This window comes from Variovorax sp., assembly GCF_035634955.1.
Classification (GTDB): Bacteria; Pseudomonadota; Gammaproteobacteria; order Burkholderiales; family Burkholderiaceae_C; genus Variovorax.
The window spans coordinates 501615-526284 of the sequence record NZ_DASQBZ010000025.1 but is presented as its reverse complement, the minus strand read 5'-3'; the positions used below and the strand labels follow the sequence as shown (position 1 = coordinate 526284).

The 24670-nt window shown below is 70.3% G+C and carries 23 protein-coding genes and 1 riboswitch; of the genes, 7 read left to right on the top strand and 16 right to left on the bottom strand.

Annotation, left to right across the window (positions count from 1 at the left end):
• Positions 1-26: 26 nt before the first annotated feature.
• Positions 27-132, bottom strand: a riboswitch (TPP riboswitch).
• A gap of 43 nt (positions 133-175) precedes the next feature.
• Complete coding sequence (locus VES41_RS16770; RefSeq protein ID WP_324819306.1) at positions 176-694, bottom strand: GNAT family N-acetyltransferase; 519 nt, start codon at positions 692-694, stop codon at positions 176-178.
• Positions 695-811: 117 nt separating this feature from the next.
• Between VES41_RS16770 and VES41_RS16765 the strand changes: the two genes are divergently transcribed.
• Positions 812-1105, top strand: coding sequence for a 2Fe-2S iron-sulfur cluster-binding protein (locus VES41_RS16765; RefSeq protein ID WP_324819304.1), 294 nt, complete (start codon positions 812-814; stop codon positions 1103-1105).
• A 1-nt stretch (position 1106) separates the two neighbouring features.
• Here the strand turns inward: VES41_RS16765 and VES41_RS16760 are convergent, their stop codons facing one another.
• A complete protein-coding gene (locus tag VES41_RS16760) occupies positions 1107-2726 on the bottom strand; it encodes an aminotransferase class V-fold PLP-dependent enzyme (protein WP_324819303.1) in 1620 nt (539 codons plus the stop codon).
• A gap of 101 nt (positions 2727-2827) precedes the next feature.
• On the opposite strand from VES41_RS16760, the gene VES41_RS16755 reads away from it, so the two are divergent.
• Positions 2828-3289, top strand: a complete 462-nt coding sequence (locus VES41_RS16755) for an Lrp/AsnC family transcriptional regulator (RefSeq protein ID WP_324819565.1) — start codon at positions 2828-2830, stop codon at positions 3287-3289.
• Between the two features lie 9 nt (positions 3290-3298).
• Here the strand turns inward: VES41_RS16755 and VES41_RS16750 are convergent, their stop codons facing one another.
• On the bottom strand, positions 3299-4600 hold the full coding sequence (locus VES41_RS16750; protein WP_324819301.1) for an MFS transporter: 1302 nt from the start codon (positions 4598-4600) through the stop codon (positions 3299-3301).
• Between the two features lie 210 nt (positions 4601-4810).
• Between VES41_RS16750 and VES41_RS16745 the strand changes: the two genes are divergently transcribed.
• Together VES41_RS16745 and VES41_RS16740 are read left to right on the top strand one after the other, a co-directional pair.
• Positions 4811-5764, top strand: coding sequence for a TAXI family TRAP transporter solute-binding subunit (locus VES41_RS16745; RefSeq protein ID WP_414719157.1), 954 nt, complete (start codon positions 4811-4813; stop codon positions 5762-5764).
• Between the two features lie 80 nt (positions 5765-5844).
• Positions 5845-8046 (top strand): TRAP transporter permease, encoded by a 2202-nt coding sequence (locus tag VES41_RS16740; protein WP_324819299.1) that lies wholly within the window; start codon positions 5845-5847, stop codon positions 8044-8046.
• On the opposite strand, the gene VES41_RS16735 is transcribed toward VES41_RS16740, so the two are convergent.
• The gene (locus VES41_RS16735) at positions 7985-10390 is read right to left on the bottom strand and encodes a heavy metal translocating P-type ATPase (RefSeq protein ID WP_324819296.1); all 2406 of its coding nucleotides are present in this window, start codon (positions 10388-10390) and stop codon (positions 7985-7987) included. The two genes, VES41_RS16740 and VES41_RS16735, sit on opposite strands and share 62 nt — an antisense overlap.
• A 102-nt stretch (positions 10391-10492) precedes the next feature.
• Between VES41_RS16735 and cadR the strand changes: the two genes are divergently transcribed.
• Positions 10493-10930, top strand: a complete 438-nt coding sequence (cadR, locus tag VES41_RS16730) for a Cd(II)/Pb(II)-responsive transcriptional regulator (RefSeq protein ID WP_324819293.1) — start codon at positions 10493-10495, stop codon at positions 10928-10930.
• Here cadR and VES41_RS16725 read toward each other — a convergent pair whose 3' ends face one another.
• Complete coding sequence (locus VES41_RS16725) at positions 10931-11953, bottom strand: methionine synthase (protein ID WP_324819561.1); 1023 nt, start codon at positions 11951-11953, stop codon at positions 10931-10933.
• 143 nt (positions 11954-12096) lie between these two features.
• On the opposite strand from VES41_RS16725, the gene trxC reads away from it, so the two are divergent.
• On the top strand, positions 12097-12537 hold the full coding sequence (gene trxC / locus VES41_RS16720; protein WP_324819290.1) for a thioredoxin TrxC: 441 nt from the start codon (positions 12097-12099) through the stop codon (positions 12535-12537).
• Positions 12538-12546: 9 nt separating this feature from the next.
• Here the strand turns inward: trxC and VES41_RS16715 are convergent, their stop codons facing one another.
• The 6 genes from VES41_RS16715 to VES41_RS16690 form a co-directional block, all read right to left on the bottom strand.
• Entirely contained in the window at positions 12547-13770 is a 1224-nt protein-coding gene (locus VES41_RS16715) for a glycosyltransferase (protein WP_324819287.1), read from the bottom strand.
• The gene (locus tag VES41_RS16710; RefSeq protein WP_324819285.1) at positions 13767-14660 is read right to left on the bottom strand and encodes a UDP-2,3-diacylglucosamine diphosphatase; all 894 of its coding nucleotides are present in this window, start codon (positions 14658-14660) and stop codon (positions 13767-13769) included. Before VES41_RS16710 ends, VES41_RS16715 begins: the two co-directional genes overlap by 4 nt.
• 80 nt (positions 14661-14740) lie before the next feature.
• Positions 14741-15712, bottom strand: coding sequence for a transporter (locus tag VES41_RS16705; RefSeq protein ID WP_324819559.1), 972 nt, complete (start codon positions 15710-15712; stop codon positions 14741-14743).
• A gap of 98 nt (positions 15713-15810) precedes the next feature.
• Positions 15811-17970, bottom strand: coding sequence for a phosphocholine-specific phospholipase C (locus VES41_RS16700; protein WP_324819281.1), 2160 nt, complete (start codon positions 17968-17970; stop codon positions 15811-15813).
• 159 nt (positions 17971-18129) lie between these two features.
• Complete coding sequence (locus tag VES41_RS16695; RefSeq protein ID WP_324819279.1) at positions 18130-19149, bottom strand: ABC transporter substrate-binding protein; 1020 nt, start codon at positions 19147-19149, stop codon at positions 18130-18132.
• Positions 19150-19398: 249 nt separating this feature from the next.
• Positions 19399-19650, bottom strand: coding sequence for a hypothetical protein (locus VES41_RS16690; RefSeq protein WP_324819277.1), 252 nt, complete (start codon positions 19648-19650; stop codon positions 19399-19401).
• 302 nt (positions 19651-19952) lie between these two features.
• Here VES41_RS16690 and VES41_RS16685 point away from each other — a divergent pair, with 302 nt between their 5' ends.
• The gene (locus VES41_RS16685) at positions 19953-20648 is read left to right on the top strand and encodes an RluA family pseudouridine synthase (RefSeq protein WP_324819275.1); all 696 of its coding nucleotides are present in this window, start codon (positions 19953-19955) and stop codon (positions 20646-20648) included.
• Positions 20649-20669: 21 nt separating this feature from the next.
• Here VES41_RS16685 and VES41_RS16680 read toward each other — a convergent pair whose 3' ends face one another.
• The 5 genes from VES41_RS16680 to egtB all read right to left on the bottom strand — a co-directional run bounded on the left by VES41_RS16680 (position 20670) and on the right by egtB (position 24562).
• Positions 20670-21107, bottom strand: a complete 438-nt coding sequence (locus tag VES41_RS16680) for a universal stress protein (protein WP_324819272.1) — start codon at positions 21105-21107, stop codon at positions 20670-20672.
• Positions 21108-21240: 133 nt separating this feature from the next.
• Positions 21241-21981 (bottom strand): 2OG-Fe dioxygenase family protein, encoded by a 741-nt coding sequence (locus VES41_RS16675; RefSeq protein WP_324819269.1) that lies wholly within the window; start codon positions 21979-21981, stop codon positions 21241-21243.
• Entirely contained in the window at positions 21978-22259 is a 282-nt protein-coding gene (locus tag VES41_RS16670) for a DUF427 domain-containing protein (protein ID WP_324819266.1), read from the bottom strand. Before VES41_RS16670 ends, VES41_RS16675 begins: the two co-directional genes overlap by 4 nt.
• Before the next feature lie 57 nt (positions 22260-22316).
• The gene (gene egtD / locus VES41_RS16665; RefSeq protein WP_324819263.1) at positions 22317-23300 is read right to left on the bottom strand and encodes an L-histidine N(alpha)-methyltransferase; all 984 of its coding nucleotides are present in this window, start codon (positions 23298-23300) and stop codon (positions 22317-22319) included.
• Entirely contained in the window at positions 23297-24562 is a 1266-nt protein-coding gene (egtB, locus tag VES41_RS16660) for an ergothioneine biosynthesis protein EgtB (protein WP_324819260.1), read from the bottom strand. Before egtB ends, egtD begins: the two co-directional genes overlap by 4 nt.
• Positions 24563-24670 lie beyond the last annotated feature (108 nt).

Genomic DNA, 24670 nt, shown 5'->3' with positions numbered 1-24670 from the left:
CCGAGGGTGCGCGCCATGACGGCATCGCCTGCAGGTTCAGCTCTTCTTCCGCCGGTATTAACCGGATCAAGTTCTCGGGTCCGGCCTTCGATCAGGCCGTCTCAGCACACTGGTGCACCCCGGAGCAGGCGCGATTGTGGGGGCGCGCCCGCAATCGGTCAATGACCTGCGCCGATCAGCTGACGTCGCGCTTGAGGCGGATCTCCTCGATGCGCGCGGTGCCGATGGCGGTGGTCTTGGCGGTCTTCATCTCGCGCTTGAAGCCGGCCAGCTCGATGAAGCGCATGGCGCGGTCGTTGCGCAGCGGCACCCAGATCGTGACGGTGGTGCAGCCTTCTTCTTCCAGTCCTTCGCGCGCAGCATCCCACAGCGCGACACCGACGCCCTTGCCCCAATGCTCAGGCTTGATGTGCAGGGCCCAGATCTCGCCGGTGGTGGCCGGGGTCTTGGGGTCGCGCGAGCGGTCGAAGCCGACGAAGCCGATCACTTCGCCGTCCAGCACGGCCACGTGGATCTGCGGCTCGGCGAACTCGATGGCCTCGCGCCACTTGGCCTCGCGCGAGGCGGGCGCGAGCACGCGCAGCTGGTCATCGGGCAGGATGCCGGTGTAGGCGGCCTGGGCGGCGACGGCATGGACTTCGGCGACGGCCTTGGCGTCGCGCAGGGTGGCGGGGCGAACTTTGTAGTCGGACATGGAAACTGGGCGGCCAGGCGGCCGCGACGGGGAAAACCCGCTATTGTCGCCCGTCTCGCCCGGGCCCGCCCCCGAGGCCGTATCCCGAAGCCCGCCGAAACCAGTCCTGCTTGCGCCATGAAGATCCGCATCGAACCCGCCGGCCTCGAGTTCGAGGCCGCGGCCGGCCGCACCGTGCTGCAGGCCGCCCACGACGCGGGCATCGACCTGCCGACCTCGTGCCGCAACGGCACCTGCCGCGCCTGCATGTGCCGCATGGACCCGGGCGGCGCGGTGCGCTACCGCATCGAGTGGCCCGGCCTGCTGCGCGAGGAAAAGGCCGAAGGCTGGATCCTGCCGTGCGTGGCCGAGCCGCTGGCCGACCTGCGGCTGCACGTTCCGCTGGCTGTGAGGTTCCCGGACGGCGACTGAATCACGCGTCGGCGCTCTCGCGCGCCGCCTGCGGCCAAAGCGCCAGGCCGCCGTCCAGGCTCCAGGCGTTCTCATGGCCGAGCCGGCGCAAGGCGCGGGCGGCCTGCGCGCTTCGATTGCCGCTGCGGCAATAGAAAAGGACGGGCGTCTGCGCCGGAAGCGCAAGCCAGGTCGGGAGCACGCACAGAATGTTCGACAGCGGCGCCGAAAGCACCTTGGACGGCGTGGCGAACGGCAGCGCTTCGGTCACCCGTTGTTCGTAGAGCTCGCGCACGTCGACCACCACAGGCGCCGGCTTGCTCCGCAGCAGGCCCTCGACCTCGTCGGCCGGGATCCCCACCCCCATCTTCATGCCGGGTGGTTCGCCTCCCGCGCCCGGCGTCGCGCCCTCTGTGGCGCCGTCCAGGTCACGCAGCGGATCCTCCGCGTGGGCTGGCGCGGCGGCACCCTGCAAACTCGATCGAAGGGCCTCGCCGCAGGCACGGATCCGCGCGCAGGCCTCGTCGATCAGTCCGGGGCCGTCCGCCGCACCAAAGGACAGCCGAACGGCGCCGGCGCTTTGCCAGGCCGGCAGGCCCATCGCCTCGAGCACGTGGCTGGGCCGCGCCAGCGATGCGCTGCAGGCCGATCCGCCGCTCACGCGCAGGCCCGCGGCATCGAACAGATTGAGCAGCGCCGACGAGCTGATACCGGGCACGGAGAAGTTCAGCGTGGTGGGAAGGCAAAGCCGCGCCGGCGCGTTGAAGACCACCCCCTCGAACGCGTCGACCAGCGCAGCCTCGAGCTTCGCGCGACACGCTGCGAGCGTGGCCTGGTCCGCGAAGGTGGTGGCGTCGTCCAATGCCTCGAGCACGGCGCCGAGCGCCGCGATGGCGGCCATGTTTTCCGTGCCTGCCCGCAAGGCGCCCTCCTGGCCGCCACCGGCCAGCAGCGGCGTGAACGGCGCGCCCTCGCGCACGTACAGCATGCCGATACCCTTGGGGGCGTAAAGCTTGTGGCCCGAGAACGGCGCGTAGTCGATGCGCCTGTCGTGCAGGCGCAGCGGCAGCTTGCCGAGCGCTTGCACACCGTCGACCAGCCAGAGGGCGGAGGTTCCCGCCAGCACGGCCGCGATGCCGTCGAGGTCGGTGACGACGCCGGTCTCGTTGTTGGCAGCCATGGTGCAGACGAGCCCGGCCCGCGGCGCGTGCTCGGCGAGCCATGCCAGGTCGTGCCGGCCATCGGTGCCGACGGGAATCGCCTCGATAGGCAGATCCAGGCCGAGCACCGCATTCCAGTGCCTGAGGGCCTCGGGCACGGCCTTGTGCTCGGTGGCGCCGTAGAGCAGGCACGGACGGTCCGCCCCCGCCACGGCCACTTGCCGACGCAGCGCGCTCAACGCCGACAGCACGGCAGTCTGGATGCCCTCCGTGGCCCCGCTGGTGAACAGGAGTTGTCCGCCCTGCACGCCCAGTACCCGGCGCGCAACGCCGCGCACCTGCGCGAGCAATGCCCTGGCCTTGAGTCCGCTGCCGTGGCTGCTGCTGGGGTTGCCGAAATCCTCGGCCATCACCGCCAGAGCCGCGGCTCGGGCCAGGGGAAGGACGGGGGTGGTGGCGTTGGCGTCGAGGTAGATCTCCATGCAGAAATTGTGCGCCCGCACCACTGGAATAATGACGCAAAATCCACCGCCTACAGCGTCACCATTGGAATTCCATTCGAAGCAACATGGCAAAAGTGAAAATTGATTCCATCGACCGCAAGATCCTCGCGCTGCTTCAGGAAGATGCCGACATCCAGGTGGCCGACCTGGCCGCCCGTGTCGGCCTCTCCCCCACCCCTTGCTGGCGCCGCGTGCAGCGGCTGAAGGCTTCAGGCGTCATCCGGCGCAACGTGGCGCTGGTGGACCGCGGGCTGGTCAATGTCGGCGTGACGGTCTTTGTCGCCGTGCGCACCAGCACCCACACGCAGGCGTGGTTCGATCGCTTCAAGGCCGCGATCGAGCTCATCCCCGAAGTGGTCGAGTTCTACAGAATGAGCGGCGACGTCGACTACCTGCTGCGCGTGGTGGTGCCCGACATCGCGGCCTACGACAAGGTCTACAAGCGGCTGATCACCAACACCCAGTTGCTGGACGTCAGCTCGAGCTTTGCAATGGAAGAACTGAAGTTCACCACGGCCCTTCCGCTGTCCTATATCGAGTAGGGCCGCGGCTCAGGGCCCCGGCGCCACGTGCAGCCGGTCGCGCCGCGCCAGCGTCGGGAACAGCCACACCCACGACAGCGCCACCAGCACGGTGCCGACGCCGCCCACGACCACCGACCCGACCGGCCCCAGCAGCGCCGCGGTGGCGCCGGACTCGAACTCGCCCAGCTGGTTGCTCGCGCCGATGAAGATCGAGTTGACCGAACTCACCCGCCCGCGCATGGCGTCCGGCGTCTCCAGCTGCACCAGCGTCTGGCGGATGACGACGTTGATCATGTCGGCGGCGCCCGAGACACCGAGCACCAGCAACGACAGCCAGAAGCTGCGCGACAGGCCGAACAGCACCATGCACAGGCCGAACACGCCGATGGCCACGAGCAGCGTGCGGCCCACGTGCCGCTCGGGCGGGCGCCGCGTGAGCAGTATCGACATCGCCAGCGCGCCCACCGCCGGCGCGCTGCGCAGCAGGCCCAGGCCCCAGGGGCCGGTGTGCAGGATGTCCTTGGCGAAGATCGGCAGCAGCGCCACCGCGCCGCCGAGCAGCACCGCGAACAGGTCCAGCGAAATGGCGCCGAGCACCGGCTTGCGCCGCCAGATGAAGTTGACGCCTGCAAACAGCGTGGCCAGCGTCACCGGCTCCTTCTCGCGCACCGGCTGCACGTAGCGCAGCAGCGCCACCGCGGCGCAGGCGAGCGCGAACAGCAGCAGGCTGGCGCCGTACACGGTACCGGCGCCGGCCACGAACAGCAGGCCGCCCAGCGCGGGGCCGCCGATCACCGCCCCTTGCGTGCCGGCCGAGCTGAATGCCATGGCGCGCGGCAGGGCCAGCGGCGGCACCAGCAGCGGCACCAGCGCCTGCTGGGCCGGCATCTGGAACGCCCGCACGGCCCCGAGCACCAGCGACAGGCCCAGCAGCAGCGCCCTGGATGCGACGTCACCCAGCTGCGCGACCAGCAAGGCCCCCGCCACCGCGCCCTGCACCGCCAGGCAGGCGGCCAGGATGCGGCCGCGGTGGTGGCGGTCCACCACGTGCCCGGCCCACAGGGCCAGCGCCAGCGCCGGCACGAACTGGTACAGCCCGACCAGGCCCAGGTCCCAGGCGCTTCCGGTCAGGTCGTACATGTGCCAGCCGATCGCCACCATCAGCATCTGCTGGCCGGCCGTGCCGAACAGTCGCGCCAGCCACAGGCGCATGAAGGGACGCTCGCGGGTCAGGTCGGCAAAGCTGGGCTGGGAGATCGGGGAAGCGGCAGGCGTGGAGGCGGCGGAGGCGGAATCGGCAGGCACGGAAGAAGGCGCAGGGGCAGGCATCGGGGGCCAGAGCATAGAGGACCCTCACCGCCCGCGCCGCGCGCGCAGCCGACGCCCCTCGGCCGCCCTGTGCCGTTGCGGCTGCGCCGCGCAAGCCGGCACGAAAGCTGCTGGGGTCCTACGGGCATTCCCGCTGGACCCGGCCGGATCGGCTGGCTAGGGTCGCGGGTTCCAACAGTTAAAAATCCTTACACGAGGAGCGTCCCGAAGATGAAGTTCAAGCACATGGCCGTCGCCCTGCTGGCCACCGCCGCCCTGGTTGGCCAGGCCGGCGCGCAACAATTCTTCCGCATCGGCACCGGCGGCACGGCCGGGACCTACTACCCGGTGGGTGGGATGATCGCCAACGCGGTGTCGCAGCCGGGCAAGATCGTGGTGACCGCGCAGGCCAGCAACGGCTCGCTGGCCAACGTCAACGCGATTGCCGGCGGCTCGCTCGAATCGGGCTTCTCCCAGGCTGACGTCGCCACCTGGGCCTACACCGGCACCGGCGCCTTCGAGGGCAAGCCGAAGGTGACCGACCTGCGCATGATCGCCAACCTGTACCCGGAAAGCATCCACCTGGTGGTCAAGAAGGGCGCCGGCATCAAGTCCGTGGCCGACCTCAAGGGCAAGCGGGTGGCGCTGGACGAGCCCGGCTCGGGCACGCTGATCAATGCGCGCATGGTGCTGGCCGCCTATGGCGTGAAGGAATCGGACATCAAGCCCGAATACATCAAGCCCAACCAGGCCGGCGACAAGCTCAAGGATGGTGCGCTCGACGCCTTCTTCTTCGTCGGTGGCGCGCCCGCCGGCGCCATTGCCGAGCTGGCCTCCAGCGGCGCCGGCATCGAGCTGCTCGACATCAGCGGGCCGCAGGCCGACAAGCTGCGTGCCGACAGCCCGTACTTCTCGACCGATGACATTCCCGCGGGCACCTACAAGGACGTGGCGGCGGTCAAGACGCTGGCGGTGGGCGCGCAATGGGTCACCAGCGCCAAGGCCGACACGGAGACGGTCTACCAGATCACCAAGGCGCTCTACAGCGACGCCGCGCAGAAGGCGCTGGCCGCCGGCCATGCCAAGGGCAAGCTGATCACCAAGGAAAACGCAGTCAAGGGCGTGGCCATCCCGTACCACCCGGGTGCCGAGAAGTTCTACAAGGAAGCGGGCCTGATCAAGTAGTCGCCCCGCCCCGGCGCAACGGGCCGTGCGGATGCACGGCTCTTTTTGTTTTCGGCCCCAACCTGCTCCCCCGACCGCCCATGACACTTGCTGGAACGGCGCTGCCCGACGAGCGCACGCTCGACGAGCTCGAGCGCAAGTACGACCCGGAGATGCGCTTCCGGCCCACCGTGCCGCCGGCCACCTGGCTCATTGCCGGGTTGCTGCTGGCGCTGTCGGTGTTCCACTACTACACGGCCGGCTTCGGCCTGCTGCAGGAGATCACGCACCGCGGGGTGCACCTGGCCTTCGTGCTCGGGCTCATCTTCCTGGTGTTCCCGGCGCGCAAGCGATCGCTGGACGCACCCGCGCGCGCCGGCATGCTGGCGCCGGGCGGCGTGCCGCTGGCGGATTGGCTGCTGGCGCTGGCCATTGCCGCCAGCGTGCTCTACATCCCGATCGTGTTCGACGACCTGGCGTTCCGCGTGGGCAACCCGAACCTGGCGGACGTGGTGTTCGGCTCGATCCTGATCGTCACGCTGCTCGAGGCCACGCGCCGCAGCATGGGCTGGCCGCTGCCGCTCATCGCGATCGCCTTCATGGTCTACGCGCTGGCCGGTCCTGCCTTCCCGGGGCTGCTCAAGCATGCGGGCGCGAGCTGGCCGCAACTGGTCAACCACCAGTACCTCACCAGCCAGGGCATCTACGGCGTGGCGGTGGGCGTGGTCGCCACCTACGTCTTCCACTTCGTGCTGTTCGGCGTGATGGCCACACGCATCGGGCTGGGGCAGCTCTTCCTGGACATCGCCTCCAGCGTGGCGGGCCGCTACGCGGGCGGGCCGGCCAAGGTCAGTGTGTTCGGCTCTGCCATGTTCGGCATGCTCAGCGGCTCGTCGGTGGCCAACGCGGTGACGGTCGGCTCGCTGACCATCCCGGCCATGATCCGCGTCGGCTACAAGCGCGAGTTCGCCGGCGCGGTGGAGGCGGCCTCGTCCACCGGCGGGCAGATCACACCGCCGGTCCTGGGCGCCGCGGCGTTCCTGATGATCGAGTTTCTCAACCTGCCCTACCAGACCATCATCGCGGCGGCGGTGGTGCCGGCGTTCATGCACTTCTTCGGCGTGTTCATGCAGGTTCACTTCGAGGCCAAGCGCCACGGCCTGCGCGGCCTGACCGACGAGGAGATGCCGCGGCTGCGCCAGTCGCTCGCCGAGCGCTGGCCGACGCTGGCGCCGCTGGTGCTGCTGATCTGGATCCTGGTGAGCGGCCGCACGCCCTACCTGGCCGCATTCGTCGGCATCAGCTCCTGCATGATCGTCGGGCTGTCGCTGCAGACCCGCGGCAACCGGCCGCTCAACTGGGCGGTGGCGGCGATCGCGCATGCGCTGCTGGCGCTGCTGGCCTTCGTCGACTGGGGCGCGCATTCCATGCAGATCCGCCTGGCGCTGTTCGCGGCCGCAATCGTGCTGATGGGCGCGGCGCACCGCTTCGGCGGCATGCGCGGGCGCATCGCCTGGCCGGTCATCCCCGAGGCATTCGCCACCGGCGCCAAGTACGCGCTGGCGGTGGGTGCGGCGGCGGCCACGGTCGGCCTGGTGATCGGCGTGGTCACGCTCACGGGCGTGGGCTTCAAGGTGAGCTACATCATCACCAATGCGGCGCAGGCGCTGGCGCAGGCGGCGTCGGTGGTGGTGCCGGCCTGGCTGGCCAGCACGCAGGGCATGAGCCTGTTCGCGGCGCTGCTGATGACCGGGCTGGTGTGCATCCTGATGGGCTGCGGCATTCCCACCACGGCCAACTACATCATCATGGTGACGGTGGCGGCGCCGACGCTGGTGCAGATGGGCGTGGAGCCGCTGGTGGCGCACTTCTTCGTCTTCTACTACGGGGTGCTGGCCGACATCACGCCGCCGGTGGCGCTGGCGGCCTACGCGGCCGCCGGCATGTCGGGCGGCGACCCGTTCAAGACAGGCAACACCGCCTTCCGGCTCGGGCTGGCAAAGGTGCTCGTGCCGTTCGTGTTCGTGTTCTCGCCGAGCCTGCTGCTGGTGGCCAAGGGCTTCACCTGGGGCGACTTTGCCGTCACCTTCATCGGCTGCGTGCTGGGCATCACCGCCCTGGCCGCGGCGCTGAGCCGCTACTTCCTCATGCCGCTGACGCGCTGGGAGCAGTGGCTGCTCATCGTCGCTGCAGTGCTGCTGATCTTCCCCTCGCTGTGGCCGACGGTGCTGGGCGTGGCCCTCACGCTGCCGGTGCTCTTGCGGCAGCTGGCCGCACGCCGCGCAGCAGCCGCAGCCCATTGAACACCACCAGCAGGCTGGCGCCCATGTCGGCGAACACCGCCATCCACATGGTGGCGCTGCCGAACACCGCCAGCACGAAGAACACCGCCTTGATGCCCAGCGCCAGCGTGATGTTCTGCCACAGCACGGCATAGGTCTTCTTCGAGAGCCGGATCGTCTCGGGCACGCGGCGCAGGTCGTCGTTCATGACGAGCACGTCGGCCGCCTCCTTGGCGGTGTCGGTGCCGGCGCCGCCCATCGAGAAGCCCACCGCCGCCGCGGCCAGGCTGGGCGAATCGTTCACGCCGTCGCCCACCATGCCCACGGGGGCGCGCGCGCCCAGTTCGTTCACCACGTCCAGCTTGTCCTGCGGCAGCAGTCCGGCGCGCACCTCGTCGATGCCTACCTGCGCCGCAATGGCCTGCGCGGTGGTCGGGTTGTCGCCGGTCAGCATGATCGGGCGAACGCCCAGTGCGCGCAGTTGGGCCACGGCCTCGCGGCTGCTGTCCTTGACCGTGTCGGCGACGGCGAAAAGCGCCAGCGCACCGTCGGCGTCGGCCAGGACGGACAGCGTGCGTCCCTGCGCCTCGTGCGTGCGCATCTGCGCCTCCAGCTCCGGGCTGCACTGGCCCCGCTCGTGGATCCAGCGGTGATTGCCCAGCACGTACTCGCGGCCATCGACCAGGCCATGCACGCCGCGGCCGGCTTGCGCACCGAACTTCTCGACCTCCAGCGGCGCCTCGCCCGCCTGCGCCAGGCCGCGCGACACCGCCAGCGACACCGGGTGGTCCGACCGGGCCGCGAGGCTGCGGGCGATGCGCAGCACCCGGGCCTGCGCCGACGGGTCGTCGCCGAGCACGCGCTGGTCCACCAGCCGCGGCTTGCCTTCGGTCAGCGTACCGGTCTTGTCCAGCGCGATCACCTTGAGGCCGCGCGCCTGCTCCAGGTACACGCCGCCCTTGACCAGGATGCCGCGCCGTGCAGCCGCCGCCAGCCCGCTGACCACCGTCACCGGCGTGGAGATGACCAGCGCGCACGGGCATGCGATCACCAGCAGCACGAGCGCCTTGTAGATGGCGTCCAGCCAGGCCCAGCCCGCCAGCAGCGGCATGCCGATGGCCACCGCCAGCGCCAGCACGAACACGGCCGGCGTGTAGACGGCGGCGAAGCGGTCGACGATGCGCTGGGTCGGCGCGCGCTGCGACTGCGCCCGTTCCACCGCGTGGATGATGCCGGCCAGCACCGTGTCGCCCGCCGGACGGGTGACCTCGAACTCAAGCGCACCGCTCTGGTTGATGGTGCCGGCGAACACCTCGTCGCCCGGCGCCTTGTCCACCGGAATGCTCTCGCCGGTGACCGGCGACTGGTCCACCGCGCCATGGCCGGCGCTGACGCGCCCGTCCAGCGCGAAGCGCTCGCCCGGCTTGACCCGCACCGTGGCACCCACCGGCACCGCCTTCGCATCGAGCAGGGACCATCGGCCGTCGCTGCCGCGCACCTCCGCCTGCGGTGGCGACAGCGCCAGCAGCCCGGCGATGGCGTTGCGCGCGCGCTCGACCGAGCGGGCCTCGATCAGCTCGGCCAGCGAGTAGAGCGCCATCACCATGGCTGCCTCGGGCCACTGCCCGATGAGAAAGGCGCCGGCCACCGCCACGCTCATGAGCGCATTGATGTTCAACTGCCCGCGCAACAGTGACGACAGGCCCTTGCGGAACACGGCCACGCCGGACAGCCCGATGGCGGCCGCGGCCACGCCCATGCCCGCAACCCGCCACGCCAGCGTGTCCGGCGCGAAGAAATGGAACCCCTCGGCCAGCACCGCCACCGCCAGCGCAGCAACCAGGCGCCACAGTTCGGCGCGCTGCGCCCGCGCGGTGTCCGCCGCGTCCGGCGGCGCCGACAGGGTCTCGGTCTTGAAGCCGGCCGAGCGGATGGCCCCGACCACCGCGTCCCAGGCGGCAGGCGGCGCATCCACCGCGAGCGTGCGCCCCGGCAGGTCGAAGCGCAGTCCCTGGACCTCGCCGACCGGCTCGAGCACCCGCCGGATCTGGCCCTCTTCTACCGGGCAGTCCATGGCCGGGATGCGCAGCAGCAGCCCGCCCGCAGCCTGCAAGGCGCTGGCGCCTGCCGGCGTGGGCGACGAGCCGCAGCAGTCCGGCGTGGCCGGCGCAGGCGCGGCCGGTGCGCAGCACGAAGCCGATGCGCAGCAGTCGCCGGTCCCGGGCTGCGCCACGGCCTCACCGTGGTCGTGAGATCGATCGTGCGCGTGACCGTGACCGTGGTCGTGGTCGTGGTCGTGGTCGTGGGCGGGCGGCATGGCCGGGCGGCCGCCGCGGTGGAACTGGATGGGTTGGGAATCGGACATCGGCAAGACTCTTCTGGGTGTCGGGTCGATTTGAAACCCTGAAGCAACTACAGAGTCAAGCGCCTACACTGGATGCCGGTAACAGCAGGAGGGCCATCCCCCATGAAGATCGGCGAACTGGCGGCGGCCTCGGCCACGCCCATCGAGACCATCCGCTACTACGAGCGCGAGCAGCTGCTCCCCGCGCCGGCGCGCACGCAAGGCAACTTCAGGACCTACGAGGCGCAGCACCTGGACCGCCTGCTGTTCATCCGGCATTGCCGCGGGCTGGACATGTCGCTCGACGAAGTACGCCAACTGCTGCGGGTCAAGGACGGGCCGGCCGAGGACTGCGGCGACGTCAACGCCCTGATCGACGCCCACATCGGGCACGTCAGCACCCGCATCCGCGAGTTGCGGGCACTGGAGAAGTCGCTGCGGCAGCTGCGCCGCCAGTGCAGCGGCGCGCAGGACACGGACCACTGCGGCATCCTGGTGGAACTCGCCGCCGCCGCGCAGGAAGGCGCCCCGGCCGAGCGGACGCGCACGCACCTGCGCTAGTCAGCCGCCATGGCGCTCGCGCGCCAGCGCGGCGCCAAGGCCCAGCGCGCGCAGCTTGCGCAGCGCCACCTCGCGGTCCATCGGCGCCAGCCCGCAGTTGGTGCATGGCAGCAGGCGCCCGGCGGGCACGTACTTCAGCGCCTCGCCGATGGTGGCCGCCACCTGCTCGGGCGTCTCGATCTCGTCGCTGGCGACATCGATCACGCCCACCATCACGTCCTTGCCGTCGAGCAGCTTCATCAGCTCGGGCGGCACGTGCGAGTGGAAGCACTCCAGGCTGACCTGGTCGATGCGGCTGCGCGCCAGCGCCGGGAAGACCTGCTCGTACTGGCGCCACTGCTCGCCCAGCGTGGCCTTCCAGTCCACGTTGGCCTGGATGCCATAGCCATAGCAGATGTGGACCGCCGTGGTGCAGCGCAGTCCCTGCGCGGCGCGCTCGAGCGCCTGTACCCCCCAGTCGGCGGCGTCCTTCATGTAGACGTTGAAGGCCGGCTCGTCGAACTGGATGACGTCCACGCCGTCGTCCTGCAGCGCCAGCGCCTCCTGGTTGAGCAGTTCGGCAAAAGCCATCGCCATCCGGACGCGGTCGTTGTAGAAACGGTCGGCCACCGTGTCGACGATGGTCATCGGCCCGGGCAGCGTGAACTTGGTGCGGCGCCGGGTGGCGCCACGCAGCAGGCGCGCCTCGGCCGCGTGCACCCGCCCTTTCAGGCGCAGCGGCGCGACCACCTGCGGGACCATCGCGTCGTAGCGGTTGTCGCGAATGCCCATCTTCACCTTGTGCGCGAAGTCGATGCCCTCGACCTGCTCGAGAAAGCCGTGCACGAAATGCTGGCGCGACTGCTCGCCGTCGCCGATCACGTCCAGGCCCGCGTCTTCCTGCGCCTTGATCCACAGCAGCGTCGCGTCGGCCTTGGCCTGCGCCAGCTCGTCACCGCCGGATTTCCACTGCGGCCAGAGCTTGCGCGTCTCGGCCAGCCAGGCGGGCTTGGGCAGGCTGCCGGCGATGGTGGCGGCGAACAGGGGGCGGTTCATGGCGGGGTCTCCTGGTGCAAAACGATGCGGCGCGGACGGCGCCGGCTGGCGCGCGATGCTACGGCATCCCGGGCCCGAACGCGGCGCGCCGTCCTCTTGCAATTGCCTGGCGGCGCCCACATCCTGAAGGGATGACCGCCTCCGACACCCTGCACATCGTCTGCCCGCACTGCCACACCACCAACCGCGTCCGGCGCGACCAGCTGGGCGCCGCGCCCGACTGCGGCAGCTGCCACAAGGCGCTGTTCACCGGCCAGTCCGTGGCGTTGGACGCCGCCAGCTTCGAGCGCCACCTGGGCCGCAGCCAGGTGCCGCTGCTGGTCGATTTCTGGGCACCCTGGTGCGGGCCGTGCCGCCAGATGGCGCCGGGCTTCGAGCAGGCGGCCGCACAGCTGGAGCCGGGCATGCGGCTGGCCAAGGTCGACACCGAGGCGGTTCCGGCGCTGGCCGGACGCTACGGCATCCGCAGCATTCCGACGCTGATCCTGTTCAAGGACGGCCGCGAAGTCGCGCGCCAGGCCGGGGCCATGGGTGCGGCAGACATCGTGCGCTGGGCCCGGTCGGCCGGCTGACGCTCTCGCCTAGGCGCGTGCACGCAGCGCGGCGTCCGGCATGAACGCCGCCAGTTGCTCTTTGGCCGGCCGCTGCGCATCGCGCAGGATGGCCGCCAGGATACGCGGCAACTCGTCGATGGCCCGGTTCTGCACCCGCGCCGTGGCGGCCCGGAAGTGCATCAGGCCCTCACGCATCTCGCGCACCGCCGCATCCACCTGCGCAAACCCGGGAATGACCAGCCCCACGCCTTTTTCGGATACCCACTGGGCGTTGTAGCGCTCCTGCGGCAACGTGGCGCGGTTGCGGGTCACGATCACCGGCAGGCCCATCTGCACCGCCTCGCTGATGCTCCCGGGCCCCGGCTTGCCGATGAAGAAATCGGCCAGGCGCATGTAGCGCGCGATGTGCGGCGTGAAGCCCAGCACCACGCGCGGCGCGCGCCCGCCCGGCAGCGCACGCAATGCTTGCGCCAGTCGTTCGTTGCGGCCGCAGGCGAGGATCAACGGGGTGTCGGGCAGCCGCCGGGCAATGTCGAGCATGGCGCGCGAGCCCTCGCCACCGAACAGCACCAGTGCGGCGGGCGCGTCCGGGTCGAGGCCGAGCCGCCGCCGCTCGAGCGCGCGCGCGTGCGGGTCGGCCGGCGGCACGTCATGGAAATCGGCGCGCAGCAACATGCCGGAGGTGGCATGGATGCGCGCCGCCGGCACACCGGCCATGCGTGCTTGCGCCAGCGCCCGTTCGGAGCCGCACACGACGTGCTGCGGCAGGTCCGGCTCGATCCAGAAATGCGGCGGATGGTCGGCCAGGTCGGTCAGCACCGTCACGTAGGGCACGCCCGGCAGGCAGGCCGCGAGCGAATGGCACAGCGCGCGGTTGAAGTTCGGGATGAGCGAGACCACCAGGTCGGGTTCGCGCCGCAGCCAGCTGCGCTGCAGGCGCCGCGTCAACGGAGCATGGCCCCAGCGGATCAGGCCCTGCAGCAGCTTGAGCTCCTGCGCCAGGCCCGCCGTCCAGCCGCGCGCCAGGCGCCTGTTGTAGATGTCTTCCGGGTCCATGCCGGTGACGCCGCGGAACGCATCGCGCGGATCGAGCATCTCGCGCAGGTTCACGCGGCGCACGGTCCATGGCAAGGCGGCCCGGGCGATGGCGGCCTCGAGCGCCAGGGCCGACGCGCGGTGGCCGCCGCCGGCATCGATGTAGACCAGGTCGACGATGGTGCGACGTGCCGTGCCGCCGTGCGCGGGCGTCATGCCTGCACCGCAGCCGGGGTGCCCGCGTTGCGTGACGGGCGCGACCTGCTGGCGCGCCGCGCCGGCATCTGCCCCTCCCAGTGCAGCACCTCGAGCCGCCCATCGGCGTGCTCGGCCAGCGCGGTGAGGCTTTCGACCCAGTCGCCGTCGTTGGCATAGGTGATGCCATCGATCTCGCGCAGCTCGGCCTGGTGGATGTGGCCGCACACCACGCCGTGCATGCCGCGCTTGCGCGCCTCTCGCGCCACCGCGCTCTCGAAGTCGCTCACGTAGCTGACCGCGCGCTTGACCTTGCCCTTGAGGTAGCGCGACAGCGACCAGTACGGCAGACCCATGCGGGCGCGCAGCGAGTTCAGGTGCCTGTTGAGCCTGAGCGTGAACTCGTAGAGCGAATCGCCCACGTGCGCCAGCCACTTGGCGCACTGGATGACGCCGTCGAACAGGTCGCCGTGGATCACCCACAGGCGCCGCCCGTCTGCCGTCTCGTGCACCCATTCCTCGGCCACCTCGACGCCGCCGAAGTTGTTGCCCAGGTACTTGCGCGCGAACTCGTCGTGGTTGCCGGGCACGAAGATCACTCGCGTGCCGTGGCGCGCCTTGCGCAGCAACTTCTGGATCACGTCGTTGTGCGCCTGCGGCCAGTACCACTGGCGACGCAGCTGCCAGCCGTCGATGATGTCGCCGACGAGGAACAGCGTCGCGCATTCGGTGTGCTTGAGAAAGTCGAGCAGCGCCCGGGCCTGGCAGCCCGGGGTGCCCAGGTGCAGGTCGGAGATCCACAGCGTGCGGTACTTCTGCACCGGCCGCGGCGCGCCCTCCTCGGCCACGGCAGGCTGCGAATCGGCCTGTGGTTCGCGCCATGCGGCGATGAATGCGTCTTCACGTTGCATGGACGCTCATGCTTGCCGGGCTCGGTGTCGCCACGGTGTCGGCGCGATGAACGCATCGTGACAGCGTCCGGTGCAGCGGGTCAGTCCCGCCGATGGCCGCGCTGTCGGCGCAGCGTCAGCCACAGCGCCACCACGGTGAAGGCGCCCACCAGCGCCACCAGTATCCAGAAGCCATGGTCGTCGTCGGCCAATGGAATGCCACCCACGTTCATTCCGAACAGGCCGGCCAGGATGTTGATGGGCAGCGCGAGCACGGTCACCACCGTGAGCACGTACAGGCTGCGGTTGTTGTCCTCATTGACGCTGGCGGCCACCTCTTCCTGCAGCAGCTTGATGCGCTCCTGCAGCAACTGCATGTCGTGCAGCACCACCGAGAACTCCTCGGCGGCGGCGCGCAGTTCCTGCACGTCCTCGGTCGCCATCCAGCGCGGCGGCGTCTGCAGCAGGCGGAACAGCGCCGCCGGCTCGGGTGCCAGCAGGCGCTGCAGCCGCACCAGCACGCGGCGCACCCCGCCCAGGCGCGCGCGCCGTGCCGCGGCGCGACCGGCCAGCAGTTCGTCCTCGATGCGGTCCACCCGCGCCGTGACCGAGCGCACGATGCCCACCAGCACGTCCGCCTGCGTGCGCATCAGCCGCTCGAGCAGGTCGGCGGTGGATCGGATGGCGTCGCCGCGGCCGATGGCCACGCGCAACCGGTCCACCGAACGCAGCGGCTGGCGCCGTGCGGTGACGACCAGGCGGCGGTCGACGCTGATCCACAGAGTGGAGATGTCGGACGCGTCCAGCTCGAAGTCGAAATGCACGTCGTTGACCACCGCGTTGAGCGCCTGCTCGACCCGTTCGATGCGGGTCGATGCAACGCCCTCGTGCAGCATCTCGTAGAACTCCGGCGCGAGGCCGGCATGGCGCACAAGCCAGCGCTCGGCCGCCACCTGCGCCAGGTTGAAGTGCAGCCAGGCAAAGCGCCCGTCCGACGCCGGCGGGTCGGCGTCGAGCCAGCGTGCCGCCGCGGCCGAGTCCAGCGGCCGGCCCAATCCGTCGGGGCCGAACATGAAGCCGCAGATCAGGCCGGCCTCGTCGCCGCCGTAGTTCGCGGCCAGGGCGGCGCCCGTGTCGAGCAGGTTCGAGGCAGGCAAAGGCGAGCGCCGGCCTACACCGCGGGGTCGCTCACGGAATGCGCGCCGGTCTCCATGCGGCCGGCGAAGCGGCGCAGGTAGCGGTCATCCGCGTCGCAACGCACCTCGAAGTCGTACCAGCAGCCGCTGGCCTCGACGTTCCACTGCAGCTCTTCCTCGTCGCCGCCGCGCACCTTGACGCGCCACGGCCCGTCGTTGCGATAGGCCCTGGCCGTGACGATGAAGGTGCAGGCGCGCTCGCCATCGTTGCGCAGCTTCAGGTGCAGGTCGCCGCGGCGCGGCGCATAGCCCACGCGGATTTCCGGATCCGGCGACCCGCCGGCGCGAAGCCGCCCCACGTCGCCCTGGAAGTGGCGGTGCAGGCCGTTCGGCCCCAGCACCCACAAGTCGTAGCGCCCGCCATCGGCGAAGACGTCCCAGTCGTCGTCGAGGTGCTTGCCGGCCTCCACCGCAAAGCGACGCGGCAGCCGGTCGAGGTGCAGGCGGTCGTAGACGTGGAACACCGCGCCGGCCTCGCCGCGATTGGCGAACAGCAGGCGCACGAAGCCCTGCCGCTCGCGCGTGCGTGCGCTCACGTGCAGTTCGTACGGCAGGGCACGCGACGGGCGCACGCCGCTTTCCTGGCGCGGCAGGCGCGGGTCGGCCGGTGGCTGGATCGGCGGCAGCAGCGCCTGCGCCGCGCGCAGTTGATCGGCCTCGTCGCGCGAGCGGCGCCCGGCCAGTGCGGGCAGTTGCTCTCCGTTCGGGTTGGCGAAGTTGAAGGCGCTCGTCAGGTCGCCGCATACGGCGCGGCGAAAGCCGCCGATGTTCGGCTCCCTGACACCGAAGCGCTTCTCGATGAAGCGGATGACCGAGCTGTGGTCGAACACCTCCGAGTTCACCCAGCCGCCCCGGCTCCATGGCGAGATGACGTACATCGGCACACGAACGCCGGGGCCGTAGACCCGGCCGTCGGGTTGCGGCTGGCCGGTGGTGCCCGGCGGGTTCGGATGGTTGAAATACTCGAGCGCCAGCTCGCGCTGCGGCAGCGTCGTCTTGCCGGCGGGCGTGCCGTCGGGGTTGATCGACGGGGCCGATGGCGACGGCACGTGATCGAAGTAGCCGTCGTTCTCGTCGAAGTTGACGAACAGCACGGTCTTGCTCCACACCTCCGGCACGGCAGTGAGCGCGTCCAGCGTCTCCTGGATGTACCACGCACCCTGCACCGGGCTCGACGGACCGGGATGCTCGGAATAGGCCGCCGGCGCGACTATCCACGACACCTGCGGCAGCTTGCCGTTCCTGATGTCATCGCGGAACTGCGCCAGGTAGCCGCCGTCGGGCAGCGTGTTGGCGATTCCCTTGTACAGCGGATTGCCGATGTCGTCGCTGGCCGGATCGTAGGCGGGCGACGGCCCGTCGTTGCTCACCGGCTTGCCGGAGCGCTCGTTGGCCAGCCGATACTGCCGGAAGCCGGCCAGCGGGTTGTCGCCGAAGTTGTCCGGCATCCACTGGTAGGTGATCCAGCTCACGCCAGCCTCCTGCAGGCGCTCGGGGTACGTTTTCCACGCATAGCCCTGCGTGGACGGGCCGATCGAGTCCCATTCGTTGTTGACCGTCGCCACGCCCGCGCCGCCGGGCCCGTTGGTGCCGGTCCACAGGAACATGCGGTTGGAATTGGTGCCCGTATGCATCGAGCAGTGGTAGGCGTCGCAGATGGTGAAGGCGTTGGCCAGCGCCCACTGGAAAGGCAGCTCCGGCTGAAGGAAATAGCCCATGGACGCGGGCGTCTTGTAGCGTGCCCATTGCTCGATGCGTCCACCGTCCCAGGCCGCCTGCCCGTCGGCCCACGAATGGGGCGTACCCGAGAAGCGCTGCGCGTTGCCCTGGCTGCCGTCCAGGTGATAGGGCAGCACCGGCTGGCCCTCCGCGTCGAGCTGGTGCCACACGCTGCGGCCATCGGGCAGCGGGATGGTGAAGCGGTCGCCGAAACCCCGTACGCCGCGCAGCGAGCCGAAGTACATGTCGAAGGATCGGTTCTCCTGCATCAGGATGACGATGTGCTCGACATCGCGGATGGATCGGTGCTTGTCGTGCGCCGGGATGGCCAGGGCGCGCTGGATGCTGTCGGGCAGGCCGGCAAGCGCGGCAGAAGCCATGCCGGCGTTTTTCAGGAAGGTGCGTCGCGTCGTCACGGGGTGGGGTCCTCCTCGTTGGTGGATCGGTGCGTCATGCCATGGCGGCCGCCCCACCGTTCCGCTGCCGGTCGCCGACGGGCCTCGTCGCCGGGCGCAAGGCTAGGCACGCGCCGTGACAGCGCGGTGAACACCGCATGACGAACACCGGCGGCGCGATCAGCCCACGAATTCGCCGCGCGTGTTGAGCAGGGTCTGGCTGACGAAGCGGCTGGCGCGTCCGTGCTCGTCGAACTCCAGGCGCCAGCCGTCCAGGTCCAGCGGGCGGCGGCGCTGGAACTCCGCCAGCACGCGTGCGCGGGTCGGCGCCGGGCCCGCCGCGGCGATGACCGTGGCGGCGTAGCGCCCGGCCAGGTAGCCGGCCAGGCTCACCGTCGACGGGGCCTCGTCGAACAGCCGCTGCAGCGCTTCGCGATAGGCCCGCACCACCGCCAGCTTGCTGGTCAGCGGGTTGGGCACGACGTCGGTGAAGATGACCGGCACCGACTTGCCGGGACTCAGCTGCACGAAGGTGTTGGTGTCCACGTCCGACAGGCACAGCAGGTAGTGCCTGCCCGCGCCCCGGGCCAGGCCCTGGGTGAACAGGGCCAGCTCGATGGCGCCGCCCATGAAAAGCAGGAAGTACGGCGCGTCCGGCGGCAGCGCGGCGGCCTGGGGTGCCAGGTTGCGGCCGGCCTGCAGCACGAAGTCGCGCGTGCGCAGGCCCAGCCGTCCGGCCACGGCGCCCATGCCGGCCTGAAGGGCCTGGGCATTGCGTCCAGCCGGGTAGACCACCCCGAGCTCGTTCACGCCGGCCACGGAGAGCGTGCGCAGCACGTAGCGGATCTGCGCCTCGCGCGAGGCGAACAGCGCGAACAGACGCGGGTCGGCATCCATGCGCGGGTCCGCCAGCCAGGGCGCGACATGCGCGATCTCCATCTGCAACTGCGCCGTCTCCGCCAGGCTGGCCAGCGACAGCGCCTCGCCCACCGTGCCGACCAGCGCCACCTGGCGCGCATCGGCACGCAGCGCCTGCAAGGCCTGGCGCGCTGCGGCGGTGCTGCCGTCGGTCTCGATGGTCGACAGTTGCGGCACCGGCATGCCGTTTGCACCGAGCTCGGCAAAGGCCAGTCGGATGCCGGTGGCGTAGTCCCGCGAGAGCTGCTGCTGGTCGGCCGACATGTCCAGCAGTTGCGTCACGCCGGGTCGTGCGCCGGCGCCTTCACCGCGTGGCGCGGGCGCTGGCTGGGCCCGGGCAGGCAGCAGCCACGGTGTCGCCATCGCCGCCACGCCCAAGTCGCCGGCAACCCGAAGAAAGCGGCGGCGCGCAGCCTGCGCCGCGCCGGAGTTATCTGTATCTTTTTGTTTCCAATTCATGCGCGCGCATGCTGCGTGCGCTCGATGACAGGACGAAGACAGCGGCCGCAGGAGCGGCACGCCGGGCTGGCGTCAGGACTTCATCTGCGACAGCTGCAACGAGATGTCGAACAGCTTGGCCTTGCCGGCGTAGTAGCGGTCGAGCCGCCATTCCTTCAGGATCTCGATGGCCAGCTCGAACGCGGCCAGGTCCAGCTCGTAGAGCTGGGACAGTTCGAAGCTGTGCTCCGTCTCCAATGCCAGCACCAGGCTGGACAGCACCTTGGCAGCCCGCTCCTGCGGGTTTTGTTCGATGAAATGGCGGGCGCGCTTGATCGCGTTCATGACAGATCCTGCTCTTCCTCGGACAGAAGAGAATGCGCGGACTTTATGACAGTTGCATGACATTCCGGCGACAACCGGGGCCTTGCGGGCCGCGCGGGCGCCTGGGCGCTCGGCACTGTTCATCGGCGAGTTGCCAGGCCTGGACGGTGGTCGCCAGCACTCGCCGCGCGACGATCGACGGGTTCACGAAGGGGATGAAGGGAAATGACACGGCAGCAAAGGGTGTGTGGACCTGAATGAACCGAACCGTAGCGCGCGCGCATGCCAGTACGATGACAGCCAGCGCCGCACAGCTGCCGCCCATGACTGCCGAAGACCTTCCCTACGAGCCGCCGCCGGGCCTCGCACTGCTGCACGAAGACGCCGACCTGCTGGTGTTCGACAAGCCTTCCGGCCTGCTGTCGGTGCCGGGGCGCGGCGCGCACAAGGCCGATTGCCTCTCGGCCCGGGCCCAGGCGCGCTGGCCGGACGCGCTGGTGGTGCACCGGCTCGACCTGTCCACCAGCGGCCTGGTGCTGATGGCCCGCGGCCTGGCGATGCAGCGCCTGCTGAGCCAGGCCTTCGCCACCCGCGCCGTGGACAAGCGCTATGAAGCGGTGGTCGACGGACTGCCCGCGCCGCAGTCCGCCCCGGGCGACGGCTGGCACAGCATCGATGCGCCGCTCATGGCCGACTGGCCGCGCCGGCCGCTGCAGAAGGTGGACGCCGCCGGCCGCCCGAGCCTGACGCTGTGGCGGGTCAAGGCGGCATATCGGGAACTGCACGCCGCGTGGCTGCTGCTGGCGCCACACACGGGCCGCTCGCACCAGCTGCGGGTGCATCTGGCACACATCGGTCATCCCATCCTGGGCGATGCGCTCTATGGCGATGCAGCCGTGCGCGCCCGCGCGCCGCGGTTGCTGCTGCATGCCAGCGCCCTGGCCTTCGCGCATCCGCGCAGCGGGCAGCCCATGCGCTTCGACTGCCCCGCGCCATTCGTGCCGCCCGGGCCCCATTGAGGCACGCGGGCGCGGCAGCGGTCAGCTGCGCACCACCAGTACCGGCATACGCGCCTCCTGCAGCACGCGCTGCGTGACGCTGCCCAGCAGCAGTTTCTCGATGCCATGCCGCCCATGCGAGCCCATGACGATCAGGTCGCACTCGAGCGCATTCGCGGTGTCTACGATGCCCTCGTGGACCACGTGCCCGTCGATCACGCGCTGGTCGCTGTGCAGGCCCTCGGCCGCGAGCGCCGCCACGCCGCGTGCCAGGGCCGCGTTCGCACTGGAGGTGGCGGCCGCCAGGTATTCGTTCTGGCCGAGCGCATAGTCGGCGCCGACACCGATGAAGGGATAGTTGTCGATCACGTGGATCAGCGTGATCCGGCTGCCGAAGGCCAGGGCCAGGCCGCTGGCCTTGCTCACGGCAGTCATCGAGGCTTCGGAGCCGTCGATCGGTACCAGGATGTGATTGAACATGATGGACCTCGCTTTCCTTGAATCCGCAAGTCGAACGGGTCCGACTGTACAGGCTCGTGGCGTGGCCGCATCTGGGGGGAATCGGCAATGGCCGATCTTCGTCCCCCCGGTGTGCGCAAATGCGCGGGCGCGCTCAGTCGCCCTGGAATGCGCCCTGGCGGCAGGTGATGACGAGCGTGTCGCGCCACCCCGGCTCGCCCTCGGCCACGGGCTGGATCGGGGTCGATTCGTGGATCACGCGGGCATCGTCGATGAGCATCAGCGTCCACGGCTCGCTCATGGTGAAGCGCTCGCCGCGCCGGCCGTCGGCCTCGAACACGCGCGTCTCGCCGCCCTTGACGTTGTGGCGCCCCACCAGCGCCACCGCCACGAGATCCACACCGTCGCGGTGCGCGCCCTCGGGCGTCGGCCGGCCGATGCCGCCGGCGGTGTCGATGCGGAACTGGTGCGCCTCGATGAACCACGGCCGCGGCCCGCGCAGCGCACTGGCGGCGTCGGCCAGTCGGCCCAGCAGGCGCTGCCAGGCGGGGCGCGCCACCGTGCCTTCGAGCATCGGCGCAAACCACCGCTGCATGCCGCCATGCAGCGCGTTGTATTCCACCGGCTGCCAGTGCGAGCGGTGCGGCACCTGAGCGATGCGCGCACCGTCGGCGACGAAGCAGGCATGCCGGCGCGTACGGTAGCGCCCGCCGTCCTTCAGGTATTCGTCCGGCGGCAGCGCATCCCAGTCGGGGCGCAGCGCGTCCAGGTCTGCCAACGGGAGCTCGAGCCAGCGCGCCGTGGCGTCGGGCTCCAGTACCGCATAACCGTCTTCGCGCAGCGCGGTCGGCAGCCGGTCCGGCGTCGTGCCCGGCGGCGAGAACTCGCGCGTCACGCCGCGACCTTCACGCCTTTCCAGAAGGCGACCCGGTCGCGCACCATTTCCGCCTCGGGCTTGGGATCGGGGTAGTACCAGGCGGCGTCGGCATTGAGCTCGCCGTCGACCAGCAGCGAGTAGTAGCTCGCCTGCCCTTTCCACGGGCAGGTGGTGCGGTGGTTGCTGAAGGTGACGTACTCGCGCTTGAGCGCGTCGATCGGGAAGTAGTGGTTGCCTTCGACCAGCACCGTGTCATCGCTCTCGGCAATGGTCACGCCATTCCATGTGGCTTTCATACGCTTGTGTTCTCCGGGCCGGCCCGCGCATGCCGCGGGTCTTCATGGCCAGCCCGGCTATTGTGCCGCCGGCAGCCAATGCACGCTGAACAGCCGCTCGGGATCGATCCAGACCGGCCCGATGCCGAAGCCGGCGCGCAGCGCCAATGCGCGCAGCCCCTCGACCGTGAACTTGTGCGAGTTCTCGGTGTGGATGGTCTCGCCTTCGGCGAACGGCAACTGCTGGCCGAGCAGCCGCACGGTCTGCGCGCGGCGGCTCACCAGGTGCATCTCGACGCGCTGCAGCGGCGCGTTGTAGAAGGCCGCATGAAAGAAGCCGCCGGCGTCGAAGTCGGCGCCCAGCTCGCGATTGGCGCGCTGCAAGAGGTTGAGGTTGAAGCGCGCCGTCACGCCCTGCGCGTCGTTGTATGCCGCATGCAGGACAGCTGGGTCCTTGACCAGGTCGACCCCGATCAGCAGCCCGCCGCCGCGCAGCACGTGCGCCGCGCCCTGCAGGAAGGCCAAGGCCTCCTGGGGATTGAAGTTGCCCAGCGTGGAGCCCGGAAAGAAGCCGACCCGGCGCCGGCTGCCCGGCAGCTGCGGCGGCAGGTCGAACGGACGCGTGTAGTCGGCCACCACCGGATGCACCGGCAGCTGCGGGTACTCGGCGCGCAGCCGCTTCGCGGCGCCTTCGAGGTGTTCGCCCGAGATATCGATCGGCACGAAGCGGCGCGGCGTCTCGAGCGCATCGAGCAGCAGCCGCACCTTTCGTAGCGAGCCCGCGCCGAACTCCACGATCTCGGCATCGGGCCCGATGCGCTGGGCGATCTCGCCGGCATGCGTGGCGAGGATGGCCAGTTCGGTACGCGTGGGGTAGTACTCGGGCAGCTCGCAGATGGCATCGAACAGCTGCGACCCCGCCGCGTCGTAGAAGAACTTGGGCGAGAGGCTGCGCGGCCTGGCCGTCAGGCCCTGAAGCAGTTCGCGGCCGAATCCGTCGTCGACCTGTGCTTCGTCGGACCGGGAGGCGGCGGGAAAGCGCAGTGGGGCTCGAGGCGTCATGTGATGTCCTTGGCGAGCCGCAGCCCGGAAAACTGCCAGCGGGCGGCCGGCGGAAAGAAGTTGCGATAGCTCGGCCGCGCATGGCCGGCCGGCGTGGCCAGGCTGCCGCCGCGCAGCACCAGTTGCCCCACCATGAACTTGCCGTTGTATTCGGCGGCCACGCCCGGTAGCGGCCGGAAGCCGGGGTACGGGTCATAGGAGGACCGCGTCCATTGCCACACGTGGCCGGTGGCCTGCGCCACCTGCGGGCTCGCCGCTTCCCATTCGAACTCGGTGGGCAGGCGCGCGCCGGCCCATTCGGCGAAGGCGGAGGCCTCGTAGAAACTCAGTTGCGCCACTGGCGCCAGCGGGTCCATCGGCCGCAACCCGTGCAGGCCGAACACCTGCCAGCCATCGCCTTCGCCGCCGCCGCGCGTCACGCGGGGATCGTCCGGCGCCAGCCAGTAGGCGGGCGCGTCCCAGCCCTGGGCCTGCACCATGGCCCAGCCGTCGGACAGCCACAGCGAAGGCGTGCGATAGCCGCCGTCCTCGATGAACTGCGCAAACTCGCCACAGGTGACCAGCCGGCGCGCCACGCGGCACGGCTGCAGCAACGCCGCATGCCGCGGCGTCTCGTTGTCGAAAGAGAACCCTTCGCCGTCGTGGCCCACCTGCACGACACCGCCATGCAGGTCGATCCAGGGGTCGCTCCGGTCCTCCACCGACGCCAGCCGCAGTGCCGGCGCGGCGGGCGGCGCGTAGGCCGGCAGCAGCGGATTGCACCAGAAGGCGTGCAGGATGTCGGTGAGCAGCAGCTCCTGGTGCTGCTGCTCGTGATGCAGCCCCAGCGTGACGATCGGCTCGATGCGGCGCCAGCGCGCTTCGCCATCGGCACCGTCGAGTTGCGCCAGCAGCTGCCGCATGGCCGCGTCCACGTGGGCGCGATAGGCATGCACCTCGTCCAGGCCGGGCCTGGTGAGCAGGCCGCGATGCGGGCGCGGGTGGCGCGGCCCGAGCGCCTCGTAGTAGGAGTTGAACAGGAAGTGCCAGCGCGTGTCGAACGGCCGGTAGCCGTCCAGGTGCGGCTGAAGCACGACGGTCTCGAAGAACCAGGTGGTGTGCGCCAGATGCCACTTGGTGGGACTGGCGTCGGCCATGGACTGGACGCACTGGTCTTCCGCCGTGAGGGGCGCTGCCAGCGCCACGCTGTGGCTGCGCACCGCCCGGTATCGGTCGTCGAGCGCGCTGCGCGCGGTGCGCAACGAGATGCTTGCAAGCGGCATCGATCTTGTCCCTGATGATTGCGGACTCGACTTTCTAGCCGATTTTCGCGACCGGCGCAGGTAGGACATGGGCGCATGCGGCAGCGCCGGGCCGCGCTCCGTATGATG